Annotated in this window: 12 protein-coding genes and 2 pseudogenes; 7 read left to right on the forward strand and 7 right to left on the reverse strand. The window is 64.5% G+C overall.

The genetic code is table 11. From position 1 onward, the window contains the following. Window positions 1-50: 50 nt before the first annotated feature. From ACFTOW_RS06175 to ACFTOW_RS06185, 3 genes and pseudogenes are all read right to left on the reverse strand, one after another. Window positions 51-182, reverse strand: a pseudogene (locus tag ACFTOW_RS06175) (RidA family protein); the annotation flags it as partial. A gap of 74 nt (window positions 183-256) precedes the next feature. Next, entirely contained in the window at window positions 257-1,522 is a 1,266-nt protein-coding gene (gene clpX, locus ACFTOW_RS06180; protein ID WP_379914157.1) for an ATP-dependent Clp protease ATP-binding subunit ClpX, read from the reverse strand. Between the two features lie 137 nt (window positions 1,523-1,659). Further along, window positions 1,660-2,292, reverse strand: coding sequence for an ATP-dependent Clp protease proteolytic subunit (locus ACFTOW_RS06185; protein ID WP_379914159.1), 633 nt, complete (start codon window positions 2,290-2,292; stop codon window positions 1,660-1,662). A 158-nt stretch (window positions 2,293-2,450) separates the two neighbouring features. Here ACFTOW_RS06185 and ACFTOW_RS06190 point away from each other — a divergent pair, with 158 nt between their 5' ends. The 7 genes from ACFTOW_RS06190 to ACFTOW_RS06220 all read left to right on the forward strand — a co-directional run bounded on the left by ACFTOW_RS06190 (window position 2,451) and on the right by ACFTOW_RS06220 (window position 10,885). Continuing rightward, a complete protein-coding gene (locus tag ACFTOW_RS06190) occupies window positions 2,451-3,647 on the forward strand; it encodes an FAD-binding domain-containing protein (protein ID WP_379914161.1) in 1,197 nt (398 codons plus the stop codon). 104 nt (window positions 3,648-3,751) lie between these two features. Continuing rightward, window positions 3,752-5,359 carry a peptide chain release factor 3 gene (locus ACFTOW_RS06195; protein ID WP_379914163.1) on the forward strand — a complete coding sequence of 536 codons (1,608 nt, stop codon included), beginning with the start codon at window positions 3,752-3,754 and terminating at the stop codon, window positions 5,357-5,359. Window position 5,360: 1 nt separating this feature from the next. Next, the gene (locus ACFTOW_RS06200; RefSeq protein ID WP_379914165.1) at window positions 5,361-5,969 is read left to right on the forward strand and encodes a hypothetical protein; all 609 of its coding nucleotides are present in this window, start codon (window positions 5,361-5,363) and stop codon (window positions 5,967-5,969) included. A gap of 3 nt (window positions 5,970-5,972) precedes the next feature. Beyond that, the gene (locus tag ACFTOW_RS06205; RefSeq protein ID WP_379914167.1) at window positions 5,973-6,464 is read left to right on the forward strand and encodes a DUF6869 domain-containing protein; all 492 of its coding nucleotides are present in this window, start codon (window positions 5,973-5,975) and stop codon (window positions 6,462-6,464) included. A gap of 42 nt (window positions 6,465-6,506) precedes the next feature. Then, the gene (locus ACFTOW_RS06210; RefSeq protein WP_379914169.1) at window positions 6,507-8,261 is read left to right on the forward strand and encodes a glycosyltransferase family 2 protein; all 1,755 of its coding nucleotides are present in this window, start codon (window positions 6,507-6,509) and stop codon (window positions 8,259-8,261) included. Next, window positions 8,258-9,196 (forward strand): glycosyltransferase family 2 protein, encoded by a 939-nt coding sequence (locus tag ACFTOW_RS06215; RefSeq protein WP_379914172.1) that lies wholly within the window; start codon window positions 8,258-8,260, stop codon window positions 9,194-9,196. The genes ACFTOW_RS06210 and ACFTOW_RS06215 overlap by 4 nt, the downstream gene beginning before the upstream one ends. A gap of 201 nt (window positions 9,197-9,397) precedes the next feature. Then, a complete protein-coding gene (locus tag ACFTOW_RS06220; protein ID WP_379914174.1) occupies window positions 9,398-10,885 on the forward strand; it encodes a DEAD/DEAH box helicase in 1,488 nt (495 codons plus the stop codon). Between the two features lie 81 nt (window positions 10,886-10,966). Here the strand turns inward: ACFTOW_RS06220 and ACFTOW_RS06225 are convergent, their stop codons facing one another. The 4 genes and pseudogenes from ACFTOW_RS06225 to nuoN form a co-directional block, all read right to left on the reverse strand. Further along, window positions 10,967-12,634 (reverse strand): ribonuclease J, encoded by a 1,668-nt coding sequence (locus tag ACFTOW_RS06225; protein WP_379914176.1) that lies wholly within the window; start codon window positions 12,632-12,634, stop codon window positions 10,967-10,969. Then, a pseudogene (locus ACFTOW_RS06230) lies at window positions 12,631-13,393 on the reverse strand (type III pantothenate kinase). The gene ACFTOW_RS06225 and the pseudogene ACFTOW_RS06230 overlap by 4 nt, the downstream one beginning before the upstream one ends. Further along, window positions 13,377-14,150, reverse strand: coding sequence for a biotin--[acetyl-CoA-carboxylase] ligase (locus ACFTOW_RS06235; RefSeq protein ID WP_379914178.1), 774 nt, complete (start codon window positions 14,148-14,150; stop codon window positions 13,377-13,379). Before ACFTOW_RS06235 ends, ACFTOW_RS06230 begins: the two are co-directional and overlap by 17 nt. Before the next feature lie 63 nt (window positions 14,151-14,213). After that, the gene (gene nuoN, locus ACFTOW_RS06240) at window positions 14,214-15,653 is read right to left on the reverse strand and encodes an NADH-quinone oxidoreductase subunit NuoN (protein WP_379914180.1); all 1,440 of its coding nucleotides are present in this window, start codon (window positions 15,651-15,653) and stop codon (window positions 14,214-14,216) included. Window positions 15,654-15,656: the final 3 nt, after the last annotated feature.

Raw genomic sequence — 15,656 nt, forward strand, 5'->3', positions numbered from 1 at the left:
CGTTCTCATCCTGATTGACGCTGGATTCTCAGCCTGTTTGTCGCGCGGCAGCATTGCGCCTGCACAGTCTCACCCTGCCCCACAGTGCCCGCCACATGCACAAATCCACCTGCAACAACTGCACGGCAATAGCCGATCCTGGCCTCGTATGCGCCGCCCGAGTGTATCCGCCTGATCCTCATGCTGTCTCCACCAATGCCACGAAAAAAGGCGGCGTTTGCACACCGCCTTTGTCAGGTATCACTCTGCAACCGCCCTAGCCGGCCGTCGCGCCCTCTTTCTTCTTGTCGGCATAGATCAGCAGCGGGCGGGCCTCGGAGGTCACCGCCTCTTCGTTCACCACGACCTCGCGCACCTCGGTCTGCCCGGGCAGTTCGAACATCGTGTCCAGCAGGATGTCCTCGAGGATCGAGCGCAGACCACGCGCGCCGGTCTTGCGCTTGATCGCGCGCTTGGCGATCGCGCTCAGCGCATCGTCGGTAAAGCTCAGCTGCACGTCTTCCAGTTCGAACAGCCGCTGATACTGCTTGACCAGCGCGTTCTTGGGCTGCGTCAGGATGGTGATCAGCGCGTCCTCGTCCAGATCCTCCAGCGTGGCGATCACCGGCAGGCGGCCGACGAATTCCGGGATCAGACCGAATTTCAGCAGATCCTCGGGCTCGAGCTCCTTGAAGGTCTCGCCGATCCCGGCCTCGGAATCGTCGCGCACATCGGCACCAAAGCCCATGGCGCTGCCCTTGCCGCGCTGCTTGATGATCCGGTCCAGACCGGCGAACGCCCCGCCGCAGATGAACAGGATGTTTGTCGTGTCCACCTGCAGGAACTCCTGCTGCGGATGCTTGCGCCCGCCCTGCGGCGGCACCGACGCGACGGTGCCCTCCATCAGCTTGAGCAGCGCCTGCTGCACGCCCTCGCCCGACACGTCGCGGGTGATCGACGGGTTTTCCGACTTGCGCGTGATCTTGTCGACCTCGTCGATATAGACGATGCCGCGCTGCGCGCGCTCGACATTGTATTCCGACGATTGCAGCAGTTTCAGAATGATGTTCTCGACGTCCTCGCCGACATACCCCGCCTCGGTCAGAGTGGTGGCATCGGCCATGGTAAAGGGCACGTCCAGAATCCGCGCCAGCGTCTGCGCCAGCAGCGTCTTGCCGCAGCCCGTGGGGCCGATCAGCAGGATGTTGGATTTCGACAGTTCGATATCGCTGGACTTGGCCGAGTGGTTCAGACGCTTGTAGTGGTTGTGCACGGCCACCGACAGCACCCGCTTTGCCATCGCCTGCCCGATCACGTAATCGTCCAGCACCTCGCAGATGTCGCGCGGTGTCGGCACACCGTCGGTCGATTTCAGCCCCGCGCTCTTGGTCTCTTCGCGGATGATGTCCATGCACAGCTCGACGCATTCGTCGCAGATGAACACCGTGGGGCCTGCGATCAGCTTGCGCACCTCATGCTGGCTCTTGCCGCAGAAGCTGCAATAGAGGGTGTTCTTGCTGTCGCCGCCGGAATTCGTCGCCATATCGTCCCTTTCAGGCCTCGTCCTGCATGTGCCGGCGCGGGGCCGGTGCCAAAGCGTTGGACGGTAGCCTAAAACAGCCGTCCCGCGCCCACAATGCGAAATTTGCGCCGCACCCCGACCGGGGGACGGCTAAACGTTTACTTGCCGTCTTCGTCACCAACAACGCGGTTCTCGACGATCTCGTCCAGATGGCCCCAGTCCTTGGCTTCTTCCGGGCTCATCCACTTGTCGCGGTCCAGCGCCTCGCGCACCGTGTCATAGTCCTGGCCCGAATGGCGCATGTACAGCTTGTACATCCGTTCCCGCGTGCGCTCGATGTGCTGGGCCGAAATCAGGATATCGGCCGCCGTGCCCTGCATCCCGCCCGAGGGCTGGTGCACCAGGAACTCGGCGTTGGGCAGCGAGAACCGCATCCCCTTGGCCCCGCCGATGGCGATCACCGACCCCATCGAGGCCGCAAGCCCGCACACCAGCGTCGACACCTTGGGTTTGATGTACTGCATCGTGTCATAGATGCTCATCCCCGCCACCACGGACCCGCCGGGGCTGTTGATGTACATGCTGATTTCCTTTGACGGGTTCTCCGCCTCAAGGTGCAGCAGCTGCGCGACGATCAGGCTGGACATGCCGTCATGCACCGGACCGTTCACGAAAATGATCCGCTCCTTCAGCAGGCGCGAGAAGATGTCGTAAGCTCGCTCGCCCCGGCTGGTCTGCTCCACCACCATGGGAACCAGCGTATTCATGTAGATATCAAGTGGATCTTTCATTTCCGCCCGCCTGCTTAATGTTTGTTTCCGATGATTAGCCGTCAGTTGTTAACCGAGTCTTAGTGGTGCGTCCAAGGGGCTGCAAGGGGCACCGGCCCGGCTTGTCGCCCGTTTGTCTTGGTCTAGCTCCCCACAGGCACAGAACAAGGCCCGCAAAGATGACAGACTTTCCCGCCACCCGCACCGCCGCGCTGGAGAAACTCCAGCAATTCCTGCCCCGCGCGGGGGCCGATTACGCCAAGCTGCGCAACTTCGACCACGGGGCCGGGCGTCACGACAACGTGTCCAGCCTGTCCCCCTACATCCGCCACCGCCTGCTGACCGAGGCCGAGGTGCTGCAGGCCGTGCTGGGCCGCCATTCACCCCGCGCCGCCGAGAAATTCATCGCCGAGGTGTTCTGGCGCACCTACTGGAAAGGCTGGCTGGAACTGCGCCCCTCTGTCTGGCTGGAATACCGCGCCGGGGTCACCCGCGCCTGGGACCGGGTGCAGGCCGAATCCGGCCTGCGCGCCGCGTGGGAGGATGCGTGCCTTGGCCGCACCGGCATCGACTGTTTCGACGCCTGGGCGCAGGAGCTGGTGCAGACCGGGTACCTGCACAACCACGCGCGGATGTGGTTCGCCTCGATCTGGGTCTTCACCCTGCGCCTGCCGTGGGAACTGGGGGCCGATTTCTTCCTGCGCCATCTTCTGGATGGCGATCCGGCCTCCAACACGCTGGGCTGGCGCTGGGTCGCGGGCATCCAGACCAAGGGCAAGACCTATCTGGCGCGGGCCGACAACATCGCCAGATACACCGGGCAGCGGTTCACCACGCAGGGCCTCGCCCCCAGCGCCCCGCCGCTGGACAGCGCCCCACACCCGGCGCCCCTGCCCGCGCCCACCGGCGACGTCGTGGCCTACGACCGCCCCACCGCCCTGATCCTGCACGAGGACGACCTCAGCCCCGGTTTCCTCTTCGATCGCGGCCTGGCCCCCGTTGCCACTGCGCTGGTGCAGGCCAGCGCCGGGCGCAGCCCTTTGGCGGTGTCCGACGCCGTGCACCGGTTCACCACCGGCGCGCTGGCGGATGTGCAGGCGCGCTGGGGTGACAGGCTTGGCCCGGTCACCATGATCGACAACGCCACCGACCTGCGCGCCTGGGCCGAGGGCACGGGGGCCGACCAGATCGTCACCCCCCACGCGCCCACCGGCCGCATGGCCGAGATGCTGACCGGTCTTGCCGCCGATCAGCCGCTGGCCCGCGTCCTGCGCGATTTCGACGCCCGCGCATGGCCCCACGCCACCCACGGCTTCTTCAGGTTCAAGGCACGCATCCCCGACTTTCTGGCCGCCTCCGGGCTGCGCGCGCGTTAACAAAACTCACGTTCCCGTGTGTGCATGGTCGGTGCATGGTCCGTGCATGGGCGGCACATCGGGATTTCTTGCAAATGCCGCAGTCCTTACCTATACGCCCGTTCATGCTGGACACCGCCACAAACCGCCCCGATCTGCCGCCCGAAATCGCGCGGCGCCGCACCTTTGCGATCATCTCGCATCCCGATGCGGGCAAGACCACCCTGACCGAGAAATTCCTGCTCTATGGCGGTGCCATCCAGATGGCCGGACAGGTCCGCGCCAAGGGCGAGGCCCGGCGCACCCGCAGCGATTTCATGCAGATGGAAAAGGACCGGGGCATCTCGGTCTCTGCCTCGGCAATGTCGTTCGATTTCAAGCAGTTCCGCTTCAATCTTGTGGACACACCCGGCCACTCGGATTTTTCCGAAGACACCTATCGCACCCTTACGGCGGTGGATGCGGCGATCATGGTGATCGACGGGGCCAAGGGCGTGGAAAGCCAGACGCAAAAGCTGTTCGAGGTCTGCCGCCTGCGCGACCTGCCGATCCTGACATTCTGCAACAAGATGGACCGCGAAAGCCGCGACACCTTTGACATCATTGACGAAATTCAGGAAAACCTTGCCATCGACGTGACCCCGGCAAGCTGGCCCATCGGCATGGGCCGCGATTTCCTGGGCTGCTACGACATGCTCAACGACCGGCTGGAACTGATGGACCGCGCCGACCGCAACAAGGTGGCGGAATCCATCCAGATCAAGGGGTTGCACGACCCCGAACTGGCCAAACACATCCCCGCCCACCTGCTGGAAAAGCTGCGCGAAGAGGTCGAAATGGCCCGCGAGCTGCTGCCCGAGCTCAACCCCCAATCGGTGGTCGAGGGGCACATGACGCCGATCTGGTTCGGCTCGGCCATCAACTCCTTCGGGGTCAAGGAACTGATGGAAGGCATCGCCACCTACGGCCCCGAACCCCAGCCGCAGCGCGCCCAGCCTCGTCAGATTTTGCCAGAAGAAACAAACGTTTCCGGCTTTGTCTTCAAGGTTCAGGCCAACATGGACCCCAAGCACCGGGATCGTGTCGCCTTCGTCCGCCTCGCCTCGGGGCATTTCAAGCGCGGCATGAAACTGACCCATGTGCGCAGCAAGAAGGCGATGACCGTCTCCAGCCCGGTGATGTTCCTGGCCTCGGATCGCGAACTGGCCGAAGAAGGCTGGGCCGGCGACATCATCGGCATCCCCAACCACGGCCAGCTGCGCATCGGCGACACATTAACCGAAGGTGAAGCTTTGCGTGTTACCGGTATTCCCAGCTTTGCGCCGGAGCTGTTGCAGACCTGCCGCGCGGGTGATCCGATGAAGGCCAAGCATCTGGAAAAGGCCCTGATGCAATTCGCCGAGGAAGGCGCCGCAAAGGTGTTCAAACCCTCCTTCGGCTCGGGCTTTATCGTCGGCGTCGTCGGTGCCTTGCAATTCGAGGTGCTGGCCAGCCGGATCGAGCTTGAATACGGCCTGCCCGTCCGGTTCGAATCGTCGCAATTCACCAGCGCCCGCTGGGTCACCGGTCCGAAAGAGGCTGTGGATAAATTCGTCGCTGCCAACAAGCAGCACATCGCAACGGACAACGATTCCGACATCGTGTACCTGACACGCCTGCAATGGGATATCGACCGCATCGGGCGCGATTATCCAGATGTGGCGCTGTCGGCGACCAAGGAAATGATGGTCTGACGTGGCCCTGCAAAACCGCGTCCTGCCCAGTGGCGACATCGTGGCGCATCCCGCGCGCGGCACGCTCATGGGCAATCGCGGCATCCTGCACGACGCGCAGCGCCGTCTTGGAACGGCTAGCTGGCGGCATCCGCACTGGATCTACTGCCGCTTGCACTTCAAGGACCGCCACCGACAGGTGATGCAGCCCGGTGCCTATACCGAGTTGTTTTTTCTGGACGAATCCGTAGCCCTTGCCGCCGGTCACCGCCCCTGTGCCGAATGCAACCGCCCGGCCTACACCCGCTTTCGCGCGCTGTGGGAGCAGGTGCACGGCCCCACCGCCAGTGCCGCCGATCTGGACCGCGCCCTGCACCGCGCCCGCGTGACAAGAACCCGGCAGCAGATGCGTCACGAAAGCGATGCCGCGACGCTGCCCGCAGGCACCTTCATCCTGCACGAAGGTCAGCCGCACCTTGTGGCAGACAGGCAAATTTACCATTACACACCAGATGGTTACAGACCAGAAGCCACCAAACCCACCGGCCCCGTGACCGTCCTGACACCGCGACCCACGGTTGCTCTCCTTGCCGCAGGCTACTGGCCCGTGATGCACCCCAACGCAGGTTGATCCATGTCCGACATTCCCCGCAGCCTCGTCGCTCAACTGCTTGATGTCTCACCCGAAACCCTGCCCGCAGGCGACCTGCCCGCCGATCGCCTGGCACACCACCTGCTGACCTACCTGCGCGACACCGCCGCCGACGACCCGTCGGAACAGGCGCTGCGCACCCATCCGCAGGCCTGGGCCATGGCGCTCACCGACCGGCTATGCGCCGACCATCCCGACACCGGGCTTGACCTGACCCTCGCGGCCCTGCCGCTCTGTGACAGCCCCGACGATGTGGCCATGCTCGCCGCCGGCCCGCTGGAGGACTTGCTGGCCACCCACGGACCGGCCCTGATCGACCGGATCGAAACCCTTGGCCCCACCACACCTCGCCTGCGCTTTGCCCTGTCCGGCACATGGCCCGACCGGATCAACCCGCTGGTCTGGGCCCGGGTGCAGGCCGCGCGCGACCCCGGCCCCGATCTGGATGCGGGCGACCCGCTGCCGCCTGCCTGACGCCTCTTGCGCGCGCCACGACCGCGGGCCATCCTGTCCGCCATGAAGCGTGCCAGTCCCACCTATCCCGGCGGTTTTCCGGCGATCCTTGAGCAGATGGAGCGTCGCCGCGACCCGCTGGTTTTTGGACCGGGCGAGGCGCTGCCGCCGCTGGGCGTGGATCTGCAACCTCTCAAGGCCAACCGCGTCGATGGGCGCGCGCCCGAGGTTGCAGACTCCCGCAGCTCTTATGCACGCAAGTTCAAAGAGTTGGCAGGCGACTTTCATACGCTACCTGAACTTCTGCGCCTGCATGGCCTGCTGATCGCCAACCTGCGCCGCCGCAACCAGCCCGCTCATTGTGCCGCGCTGTTCCAACGCCTTTGGGCCGAGGAATCCGACTACCTGCTGGCCCGGCTTGATGCGCGCTGGATGGTCTCGGCCATCACCACGTTCGGCGATCACGGCGCGACAGAAACCCAGCGCCGGCTGGGCCAGTCCCTGACCGTCCTGTTCAGCATGATGAAGCTCTATGAAACAGAGCGTCTGTATTCCGGCCACAAACCCGATCAGGCCTTCGATGTCGGGAAAAAGTCAGCCAAGCGCCTGCCGATGGAAATGGACGCTTATGCGCTGGCGGGCGGCGGGCTGGACGTGAACCTGCTGGGCCGGTTGTGGCAGGATGCGAGCGCAGACCCGGTGATCGCCCCGCTGGCCCATCACCTGCTGGACCTGCTGATCCACGATCCAGGCGGTATCTTTCGCCGGTTGCGCCTGATGCGGGCGCAGCGCGAAAAGCAACTGGCAGCCGAGGGGCTGTCCAAACGGCGCGCCCCGGCGGATCAGCCCGAGGTCGCCGCACCCGTGCCCCTGCCGGTCAAGACCGATCCGGCCACCATCCGCTGGGGCACCGTGACCCTGACCAACGCGCCCCTGCCACGCATCGCCCACTTTGCCGCGCATCACCTGTCATTGGGCGCGGCCCGGGTGACGGTCTTTCTTGACACACCCGATCCGCAAACCGCTGATTTTCTGTCACAAAACCCGGATGTGCAGGTCATCACCTGCGACACCGACTGGTGGGCGGGCCAGAAAAAGCCACGCATGAAGGCGCATCAGATGCGGCAGGCCTGGGTCGCCACGCAATGCTACAACGCGACCGATCTGGATTGGCTGGCCCATATAGATGTCGATGAATTCCTTTTGCCCGACGCACCCTTGGCCGATCTGCTGGCTGCCGCCCCGCCCGATCAGGCCGCGCTGCTGATTCCGCCCGTTGAGATGCTGGCGGGCAGCACGCCCGAGATGTTCAAGACCACGCCGCGCATGGCGGGTCATGACAAGACGACCTTGCCCGAGGTCTACCCCACCTTCGGCACCCATCTGCGCGGCGGCTTCGTCAGCCATCTTGAGGGCAAGCTGATCGCCCGCACCGGCATTCCGGGGCTGCGCATGGGTCTGCACACGCTGTCGCATGATGGCGCGCCGGTGGGCAACCGCCTGCGCGTCAACGATATTCTGCTGGGCCACGCCCATGCCCCCGATTGGGACACGTTCCGACAGCATCTGGACTTCCGCCTGACGCGCGGCAGCTATCGCAAGGCCGACCGCGAGGCGTTCAAGCTGCGCGATGTGCTGGATTTTCTGATCGAGACCGAGGGCGAAACCGGCCTGCGCGCCTTTTTCGACGAGGTCTGCGCCGCCACGCCGGCCCTGATGGAACGCCTTCGCGCGCGCGGCATGCTGATCGAACGCCCACTGAATCTGGACGCCGCCGTGGCGCAGCATTTTGGCCCGTTGCCGGAACGTGCGCCATGACCACCTGGGGAATCGTCGCCACGATCAAGGCCCCGGTGCGCGAGGTGCTGAACTTTGCCGCGCATCATCTGGATCTGGGCGCGCATCGGCTGTTCATCTACCTTGACGATGACAATGGCGCTGCCTTTGACGCGCTCAAAAGCCACCCCAAATGCCGGCCCATGCTGACCGATGCGGCCTATTGGCAGAAACTGGGGATGAAACGCCGGGTCAAACACCAGTCGCGCCAGTTCGAAAACGCCCGCCACGCCTATGGCCGTGCCACCGGGCAGGTTGACTGGCTGGCGCATATCGACGTGGATGAGTTCCTGTGGCCTGACCTGCCCTTGGCGGATCAACTGGCAGCCTTGTCACCCGACTGCATGGGCGCGCGCCTCCCCGTGGCCGAGGCGCTGGCGGGCGACGGCCCGGTGACGCATTTCAAGACCTGCACCGCCGACCGGGCCACGCGCGACCGTCAGACCGCCGCGATCTGGCCCGACTACGGCGCACATCTGAACGGCGGCTTCCTGTCCCATGTCGCGGGCAAGATGATCTATCGCACCGGGATCGAGGGGCTGAAGGTGCAGATCCACAACATCTGGGTGCATGACGCGATGAACCCCGGCGAGGTGCGCTTGCGCGACACCACCTTGCTGCACATGCACGCCGAAAGCTGGCAGGCGTTTCGCGCCGCACTCGACTACCGGCTGGACAAGGGGTCGTACCGGGCCGAGCTGAAACCTGGGCAAAAAGGCGGGCTGACCTTGCACGATCTGTTCCAGACCCTGCGCGCCGAGGGCGGCGAACAGGCGGTTCGCCGCTTCTACGATCAGGTCTGCACCGCCCATCCCGAACTGCTGGACAGCCTGTGCACTCACGGCCTGTTGCGCAGTCATGCGCTGGATCTTGACGCCAAACGCGCCCGGCACTTTCCGCGCATTGATACCGATTAGGAGACAATCTGCCGAAATCCGCGCGATTTACCCCATGGTCCTTGATGCAGCGGCGAATCCGCTCACGCCTGCATTGACCACGCTGGCCCTTTGCGTTACTTGCGCGCACACGGGGTTGCTACGCGAAAAACCGCGGGGCCATACGGGCCTGACCCTGAACAGATGTACGGGCCATGATGTGTCCGTAATGAACGGATACCCATGACGAAGTTTTCCGACCTCAATCTCGATCCCAAAGTTCTCAAGGCCATCGACGAAGCTGGCTATGAATCACCGACGCCGATTCAGGCCGGCGCGATTCCCCCCGCCCTGCAAGGGCGCGACGTTCTGGGGATCGCGCAGACCGGCACCGGCAAGACCGCCAGTTTCGTGCTGCCGATGATCACCCTGCTGGGCAAGGGCCGTGCACGCGCACGGATGCCACGCAGCCTGGTGCTGTGCCCGACACGCGAACTGGCCGCCCAGGTGGCCGAGAATTTCGACATCTACACCAAGCACATGAAGCTGACCAAGGCGCTGTTGATCGGCGGCGTAAGCTTCAAGGAACAGGATCAGTTGATCGACCGTGGCGTCGACGTTCTGATCGCCACCCCCGGCCGCCTGCTGGATCATTTCGAACGCGGCAAGCTGCTGCTGACCGGCGTGCAGATCATGGTGGTGGACGAGGCCGACCGGATGCTCGACATGGGGTTCATTCCCGATATCGAACGCATCTTCAGCCTGACACCCTTTACCCGCCAGACCCTGTTCTTCAGCGCGACCATGGCGCCCGAGATCGAGCGGATCACCAACACCTTCCTGTCCTCGCCCGAGCGGATCGAGGTGGCCCGTCAGGCCACTGCAGGCGAGAACATCAAGCAGGGCGTCGTGATGTTCAAACCCTCGCGCCGCGACCGCGAAGGCACCGAGAAACGCACCCTGCTGCGCGCGCTGATCGACGGCGAAGGCGATGCCTGCAAGAACGCCATCATCTTTTGCAACCGCAAGACCGATGTGGATGCCACCGCCAAGAGCCTGAAAAAATACGGCTACGACGCGGCGCCGATCCATGGCGACCTGGACCAGAGCACGCGCACGCGCACGCTGGACGGGTTCCGCGATGGCAGCCTGCGGTTTCTTGTGGCCTCGGATGTGGCCGCGCGGGGCCTCGACATTCCCGATGTCAGCCACGTGATCAACTTCGATGTGCCCAGCCATGCCGAGGATTACGTGCACCGGATCGGCCGCACGGGCCGCGCAGGCAAGAAGGGCACGACCCTGATGATCTGCACCCCGCGCGACGACAAGACATTCGCCGCGATCGAAAAGTTGGTACAATCGGAAATCCCCCGCCTGCCCAACCCTCTGGGCGATGCCGCCCCCCTGTCCGAAGAGCCGGTCAATGCGGACACGTCCGAAAAGGCCCCTGAAAAGACCGCCCGCGGCCCGCGCGTGTCGCGCAGCAAGAAAAAGCCCGAGGCAGAAGCCGAGACCGCAAAGCCGGTCGAGGCAAAACCGGTCGAGGCCAAACCCGAACCGGCCCGCACAGAGCGCGCGAAACCCGAGCAGGCTAAAGCAGAGCAACCCAAGGCCGAGCGCAGCCCGTCAGGGCGCAGCGGCGGTCGCGGGCGCGATGACAAGGTTGTCGGCATGGGCGATCATCTGCCCAGCTTCATTGCACTCAGCTTTGAAGAGCGGCGCACCGGCTGACAGCCCGGTCATTTCATCGATGCACCCGACAAAAAAGGCCCCTTGCGGGGCCTTTTTTCGTTTCAGCGTCAAGAACCGGCCTCACTCCAGACGGCTGATGATCACCGTCACCTCGGCCTTCTTGCCGATCTCGTCCTGGCAGGTCTTGCGGGCCACGCGCTTGATGCCTTCGTCCAGCTTGTCATCATCGGCGCGGATCTTGGTGCCCGCACTCTGGACGAACTGGTCGATGTCGGCCTCCAGCACATCGACCAGCGCGGCATTGGACGTACCGATCTCGGGCAGGCCCTTGATCTCGACCCAGGGTTCCCCCAGCGCCTCGTTTTCCTCGTCCATGATGACGGACACGACGATATGGCCGTTCATTGCCATACGCAGACGGTCACGCACGATCCCGTCCAGCGCGCCGATCTTGACCGACCCATCCAGATAGGTGCGCCCGGTTTCGACATAGCCCGCGACCTGCGGCGCATTGCCCGACAGCGACACCATGGTGCCGTTGACCGCCACGATGGCTTGCGTGCCGTTGGTCTGCGCCAGCTTGGCATGTTCGCGCAGGTGGCGATGCTCGCCATGCATGGGGATCACCATCTGCGGCTTCATCAGCTCGTGCATCGTGGTCAGGTCTGGGCGGTTGGCATGGCCCGACACGTGATAGCGCCCGCCGCTGTCATCCACCACATCCACGCCGATTTCCGAGAACTGGTTGATGATGCGGATCACCCCACGCTCGTTGCCCGGAATGGTCTTGGACGAGAACAGGAACAGATCGCCCTCTTTCAGCTTCATGCCCATGTACTTGCCATTGGCCAGTTGCGCGCTGGCGGCGCGGCGTTCACCCTGGCTGCCGGTGACCAGCAGCATGACGTTTTCGCGCGGCAATTGCGCAGCATCCTCGGGGCTGATGACCTGCGGAAAATCGCCCAACACGCCGGTGGTCACCGACGCCTCTATCATCCGGCGCATCGCACGCCCCATCAGGCAGATCGACCGCCCCGCCCGCTCCCCCGCCTGCGCCAGTGTTTTCACCCGCGCCACGTTGCTGGCGAATGTCGTGGCCACGACCATGCCGCTGGCTTCGGAAATCAGCGCCTCGAGGTTGTCGGCGATATCGGATTCCGACCGGCCCGGATCGGGCGAGAACACGTTGGTTGAATCGCACACCAGCGCCTTGATGCCGGGCTTGGCAACATCCGCCCAGACCTCGGGGGTCCACGCCTCGCCCACGATCGGGGTGCGGTCCAGCTTGAAATCGCCGGTATGCACGACGCGCCCGTCGGGCGTGTCGATCACCAGCGCGCTGGTTTCGGGAATGGAATGCGAGATCGGCAGGAACCCCACGGTGAACGGCCCGGCGGTGGTGGTTTCAGGCCAGGGCGACACGGTGCGCACGGTCTTGTCCGAGTGGCCATGCTCGGCCATCTTGCCGCGCGCGATATTCGCGGTGAACGCGCGGCAATAGATCGGCGCGCCAAGACGCTCGTAGAGGTGCCCCACAGCTCCCACGTGATCCTCGTGCGCGTGGGTGATGAAGATCGCCTCGATCTGGTTGCGCCGTTCCTCAAGCCAGGCGATGTCGGGCAGGATCAGGTCCACCCCCGGCGTGCCGTCCATATCGGGAAATGTCACGCCCAGATCGACGACGATCAGCCGTTCCTTGCCCTCGGCCCCGTATCCGTAGACGTAACAGTTCATCCCCACTTCCCCGGCACCGCCAAGGGGAAGGTAAATCAGTTTCTCGCGGCTCATATGCTGCCCTGTTCCTTGTTATAACTGTGAATCACGGTCAGACCGTGCATTGTCAGATCTTCCTCGATGCTGTCGAACAGGTTCTCGGCCTGTGCAAACAGCGGGGCCAGCCCGCCGGTGCCGATCACCTTCATCGGGCGGCCGTATTCGGCCTTGATGCGGGCGGTGATCCCTTCGACCAGCCCGGTATAGCCCCAGAACACGCCCGATTGGATACAGGCCACCGTGTTGGTGCCGATCACATGCTCGGGCTGCGTAATGTCCACATGCGGCAATGCCGCTGCGCCCATATGTAGCGCCTCAAGGCTCAGGTTCACCCCCGGGGCGATCACCCCGCCCACATAGGCGCCATCCTCGGCCACCACGTCAAACGTGGTGNACGATCAGGTCGCCGCCATGCCGGTCGAACCCGCCTGCGGTATTCACCAGCCGGTCCGGTCCCACCGTCGTGCCCGCGTCCACACGCGGTGCCACCGGCAGCGCGCATTCCGGCTTTCCCACGACCAGCGGGCGGCAGCCAAAGAACCGGTCGGCAAAGACCCGCAGGTTCCACACCACGCGCGGCACGGTCGAGCTGATGATGACATCGGTGATCTTCGTCTCGATGCCATAATGCTGTATCAGCGTATGAAACCAGGTGAAATAGGCATCCGCCGTGCGCGCATGATGGGTCGAGGTGCGCAGCGTGCACAGCGACCGCGAACCGTCCCAGATGGTGAACACGGTATTCGTATTGCCGCAATCAATCGCCAGAAGCATCGGTGCCCCCTTCAAAGAATATGTCCGCCGCCGGGATCGCCATCCGGCCCTGCGCCGTCACAAGCACCAGATTGCCGGTATCGTCAATCGTCTCGAACCGCCCCTCCATGGTGCTGCGCAGGGTGCGGGCGATCACATCTTCGCCCAGCCGCGCGGCGCGGGCCAGCCAGGCCTCGCGGATCGGGGCAAAACCATCGGCGTCGAACTGCGCCTTGCGGGTGGCGAACGCGGCGGCCAGAAGGTCCAGGCACTCTTCGGGCGTCACCGCGATGCCGGTTTCCGTCATCAACGCAACGGGGCGCAGCGCGCCGGGTTCCACCGTCGCCGCCTCGGGCACTTCGCGCAGGTTGACGCCGATGCCGATGGCCAGATGCGCCACCCCGGTGCCAACGCCTGTGCTTTCCAGCAGGATACCGGCCAGCTTGCCACCGTTCAGCAGCACGTCATTTGGCCATTTCAGCTCAAAGGCCTGCGGCCTGCCGGTCACCGCGCAGCAGGCATCGTGCAGGGCCAGCGCCGCCACGAAGGACAGCAGCGCCACATGCCCCGGTGGCCCCTCGGGGCGCAGCACCAGCGTGCCGGCAAAGTTCCCGCCCGGATCACGCCAGGGCCGCCCGCGTCGTCCGCGCCCCTGGGTCTGGCGCAGGCCAAGTATCCACTCCGGCCCGGTCAGGGTGGGAGCGATCCGCACGGCCTCGGCATTGGTGCTGTCGACCTCGGCCAACACGCGGCGGCCATAGCCCGCAGGCCAGGTCATGCGCCCGGCCCCGAAACGCAGGCGGCGCCCAGCGGGCGCCGCGCCGTCGCACAGGTGCGTGGATCAGTTGACAAGCGTGGCCGCTGCGGCGGTTGCCGCGCCCTCGATCCCGAACAGGTTGATGATGCCCAGCACCATCACCGCAGCCGACCCCATCAGGCAGACCCACAGCACCGGCGCGCGCTCGGTTTCCAGCGTCTCACCTTCAGATCCGAAATACATGTAGAACACTATGCGCAGGTAATAGAACGCCCCGATGGCCGAGGCCACGGCGGATGCCACCACCAGCCAGACCATATCGGCATCCAGCGCCGCGCGCCACACGCCCAGCTTGGCGAAGAAGCCCAGCATCGGCGGCACGCCTGCAAGGCTGAACAACAGCACCAGCATGGCCAGCGCCCGGCCGGGTTCCCGCTTGGCGTACATGTTCAGCGCGCTGATCTCGGTCACCGGCTTGCCGTCGCGTTCCATCGACAGGATAAAGGCGAAGGTGCCGATGTTCATGGTCACGTAGATCGCCATGTAGATCAGCATCGCCTCGACCCCCAGCGCGGTGCCTGCGGCCAGTCCGATCATCGCATAGCCCATATGCGCGATGGACGAGAACGCCATCAGCCGCTTGATGTTGGTCTGCCCGATCGCCGCAACCGCGCCCAGGAACATCGACAGCACCGCCAGCAGCGCCACGATCTGCGTCCAGTCGCCGGTGGCATCGCCAAAGGCATCGTGCATCACCCGGGCAAACAGCGCCATCGCTGCCACCTTGGGCGCGGTGGCAAAGAATGCCGTGATGGGCGTGGGCGAGCCTTCGTAGACATCCGGCGTCCACATGTGGAACGGCACCGCCGACACCTTGAACGCCAGACCGGCGATCATGAACACCAGCCCGAACAGCAGGCCCAGCGGCAATTGCCCGTCACCCGCCGCGGTGATGATGCCCGAAAACAGCGTGGTGCCCGCAAATCCATAGACCAGCGACGCGCCATACAGCAGCAGGCCCGACGACAGCGCGCCAAGGATGAAATATTTCAACCCCGCCTCGGTCGATTTCAGGCTGTCGCGCCGCAAGCTGGCCACCACATACAGCGCCAGAGATTGCAGTTCGAGCCCCATGTAGAGCGCGATCAGGTCGCCCGCGCTGACCATCATCATCATGCCGACAACAGACAGCGCCACCAGAACGGGGTATTCGAACCGCAGCATCCCGCGCCGCGCCATATACTCCTGGCTCATCACCAGAACGACGGCCGCACTCAGCAGGATGGTGACCTTGGCGAACCGGGCAAAGGCATCATCGTGGAACATCCCGTTGAAGGCCACGTTGGTGCCGGACCCGCTCAGCCCGATCCAGACTGCCAGCAGCGCGAACACCGCGGCGGTCAGCCACACCAGCAGCCCCGCGGCCCGGTCCTTGGCCGTGTAGACAACAACCAGAAGCGCGCCCATCGCATAGGCCGACAGCACGATTTCCGGCAGGATGGTGATCAGATCAGCCTTGATCATCTT

Source organism: Lacimonas salitolerans, assembly GCF_042677865.1.
GTDB lineage: Bacteria > Pseudomonadota > Alphaproteobacteria > Rhodobacterales > Rhodobacteraceae > Lutimaribacter > Lutimaribacter salitolerans.

Coding starts and splice junctions, on each gene's coding strand:
- ACFTOW_RS06220 (WP_379914174.1), top strand. CDS start 9,398: ATGACGAAGTTTTCCGACCTCAATCTCGATCCCAAAGTTCTCAAGGCC.
- ACFTOW_RS06215 (WP_379914172.1), top strand. CDS start 8,258: ATGACCACCTGGGGAATCGTCGCCACGATCAAGGCCCCGGTGCGCGAG.
- nuoN (WP_379914180.1), bottom strand. CDS start 15,653: ATGATCAAGGCTGATCTGATCACCATCCTGCCGGAAATCGTGCTGTCG.
- ACFTOW_RS06210 (WP_379914169.1), top strand. CDS start 6,507: ATGAAGCGTGCCAGTCCCACCTATCCCGGCGGTTTTCCGGCGATCCTT.
- ACFTOW_RS06195 (WP_379914163.1), top strand. CDS start 3,752: ATGCTGGACACCGCCACAAACCGCCCCGATCTGCCGCCCGAAATCGCG.
- ACFTOW_RS06185 (WP_379914159.1), bottom strand. CDS start 2,292: ATGAAAGATCCACTTGATATCTACATGAATACGCTGGTTCCCATGGTG.
- ACFTOW_RS06225 (WP_379914176.1), bottom strand. CDS start 12,634: ATGAGCCGCGAGAAACTGATTTACCTTCCCCTTGGCGGTGCCGGGGAA.
- clpX (WP_379914157.1), bottom strand. CDS start 1,522: ATGGCGACGAATTCCGGCGGCGACAGCAAGAACACCCTCTATTGCAGC.
- ACFTOW_RS06190 (WP_379914161.1), top strand. CDS start 2,451: ATGACAGACTTTCCCGCCACCCGCACCGCCGCGCTGGAGAAACTCCAG.
- ACFTOW_RS06205 (WP_379914167.1), top strand. CDS start 5,973: ATGTCCGACATTCCCCGCAGCCTCGTCGCTCAACTGCTTGATGTCTCA.
- ACFTOW_RS06235 (WP_379914178.1), bottom strand. CDS start 14,150: ATGACCTGGCCTGCGGGCTATGGCCGCCGCGTGTTGGCCGAGGTCGAC.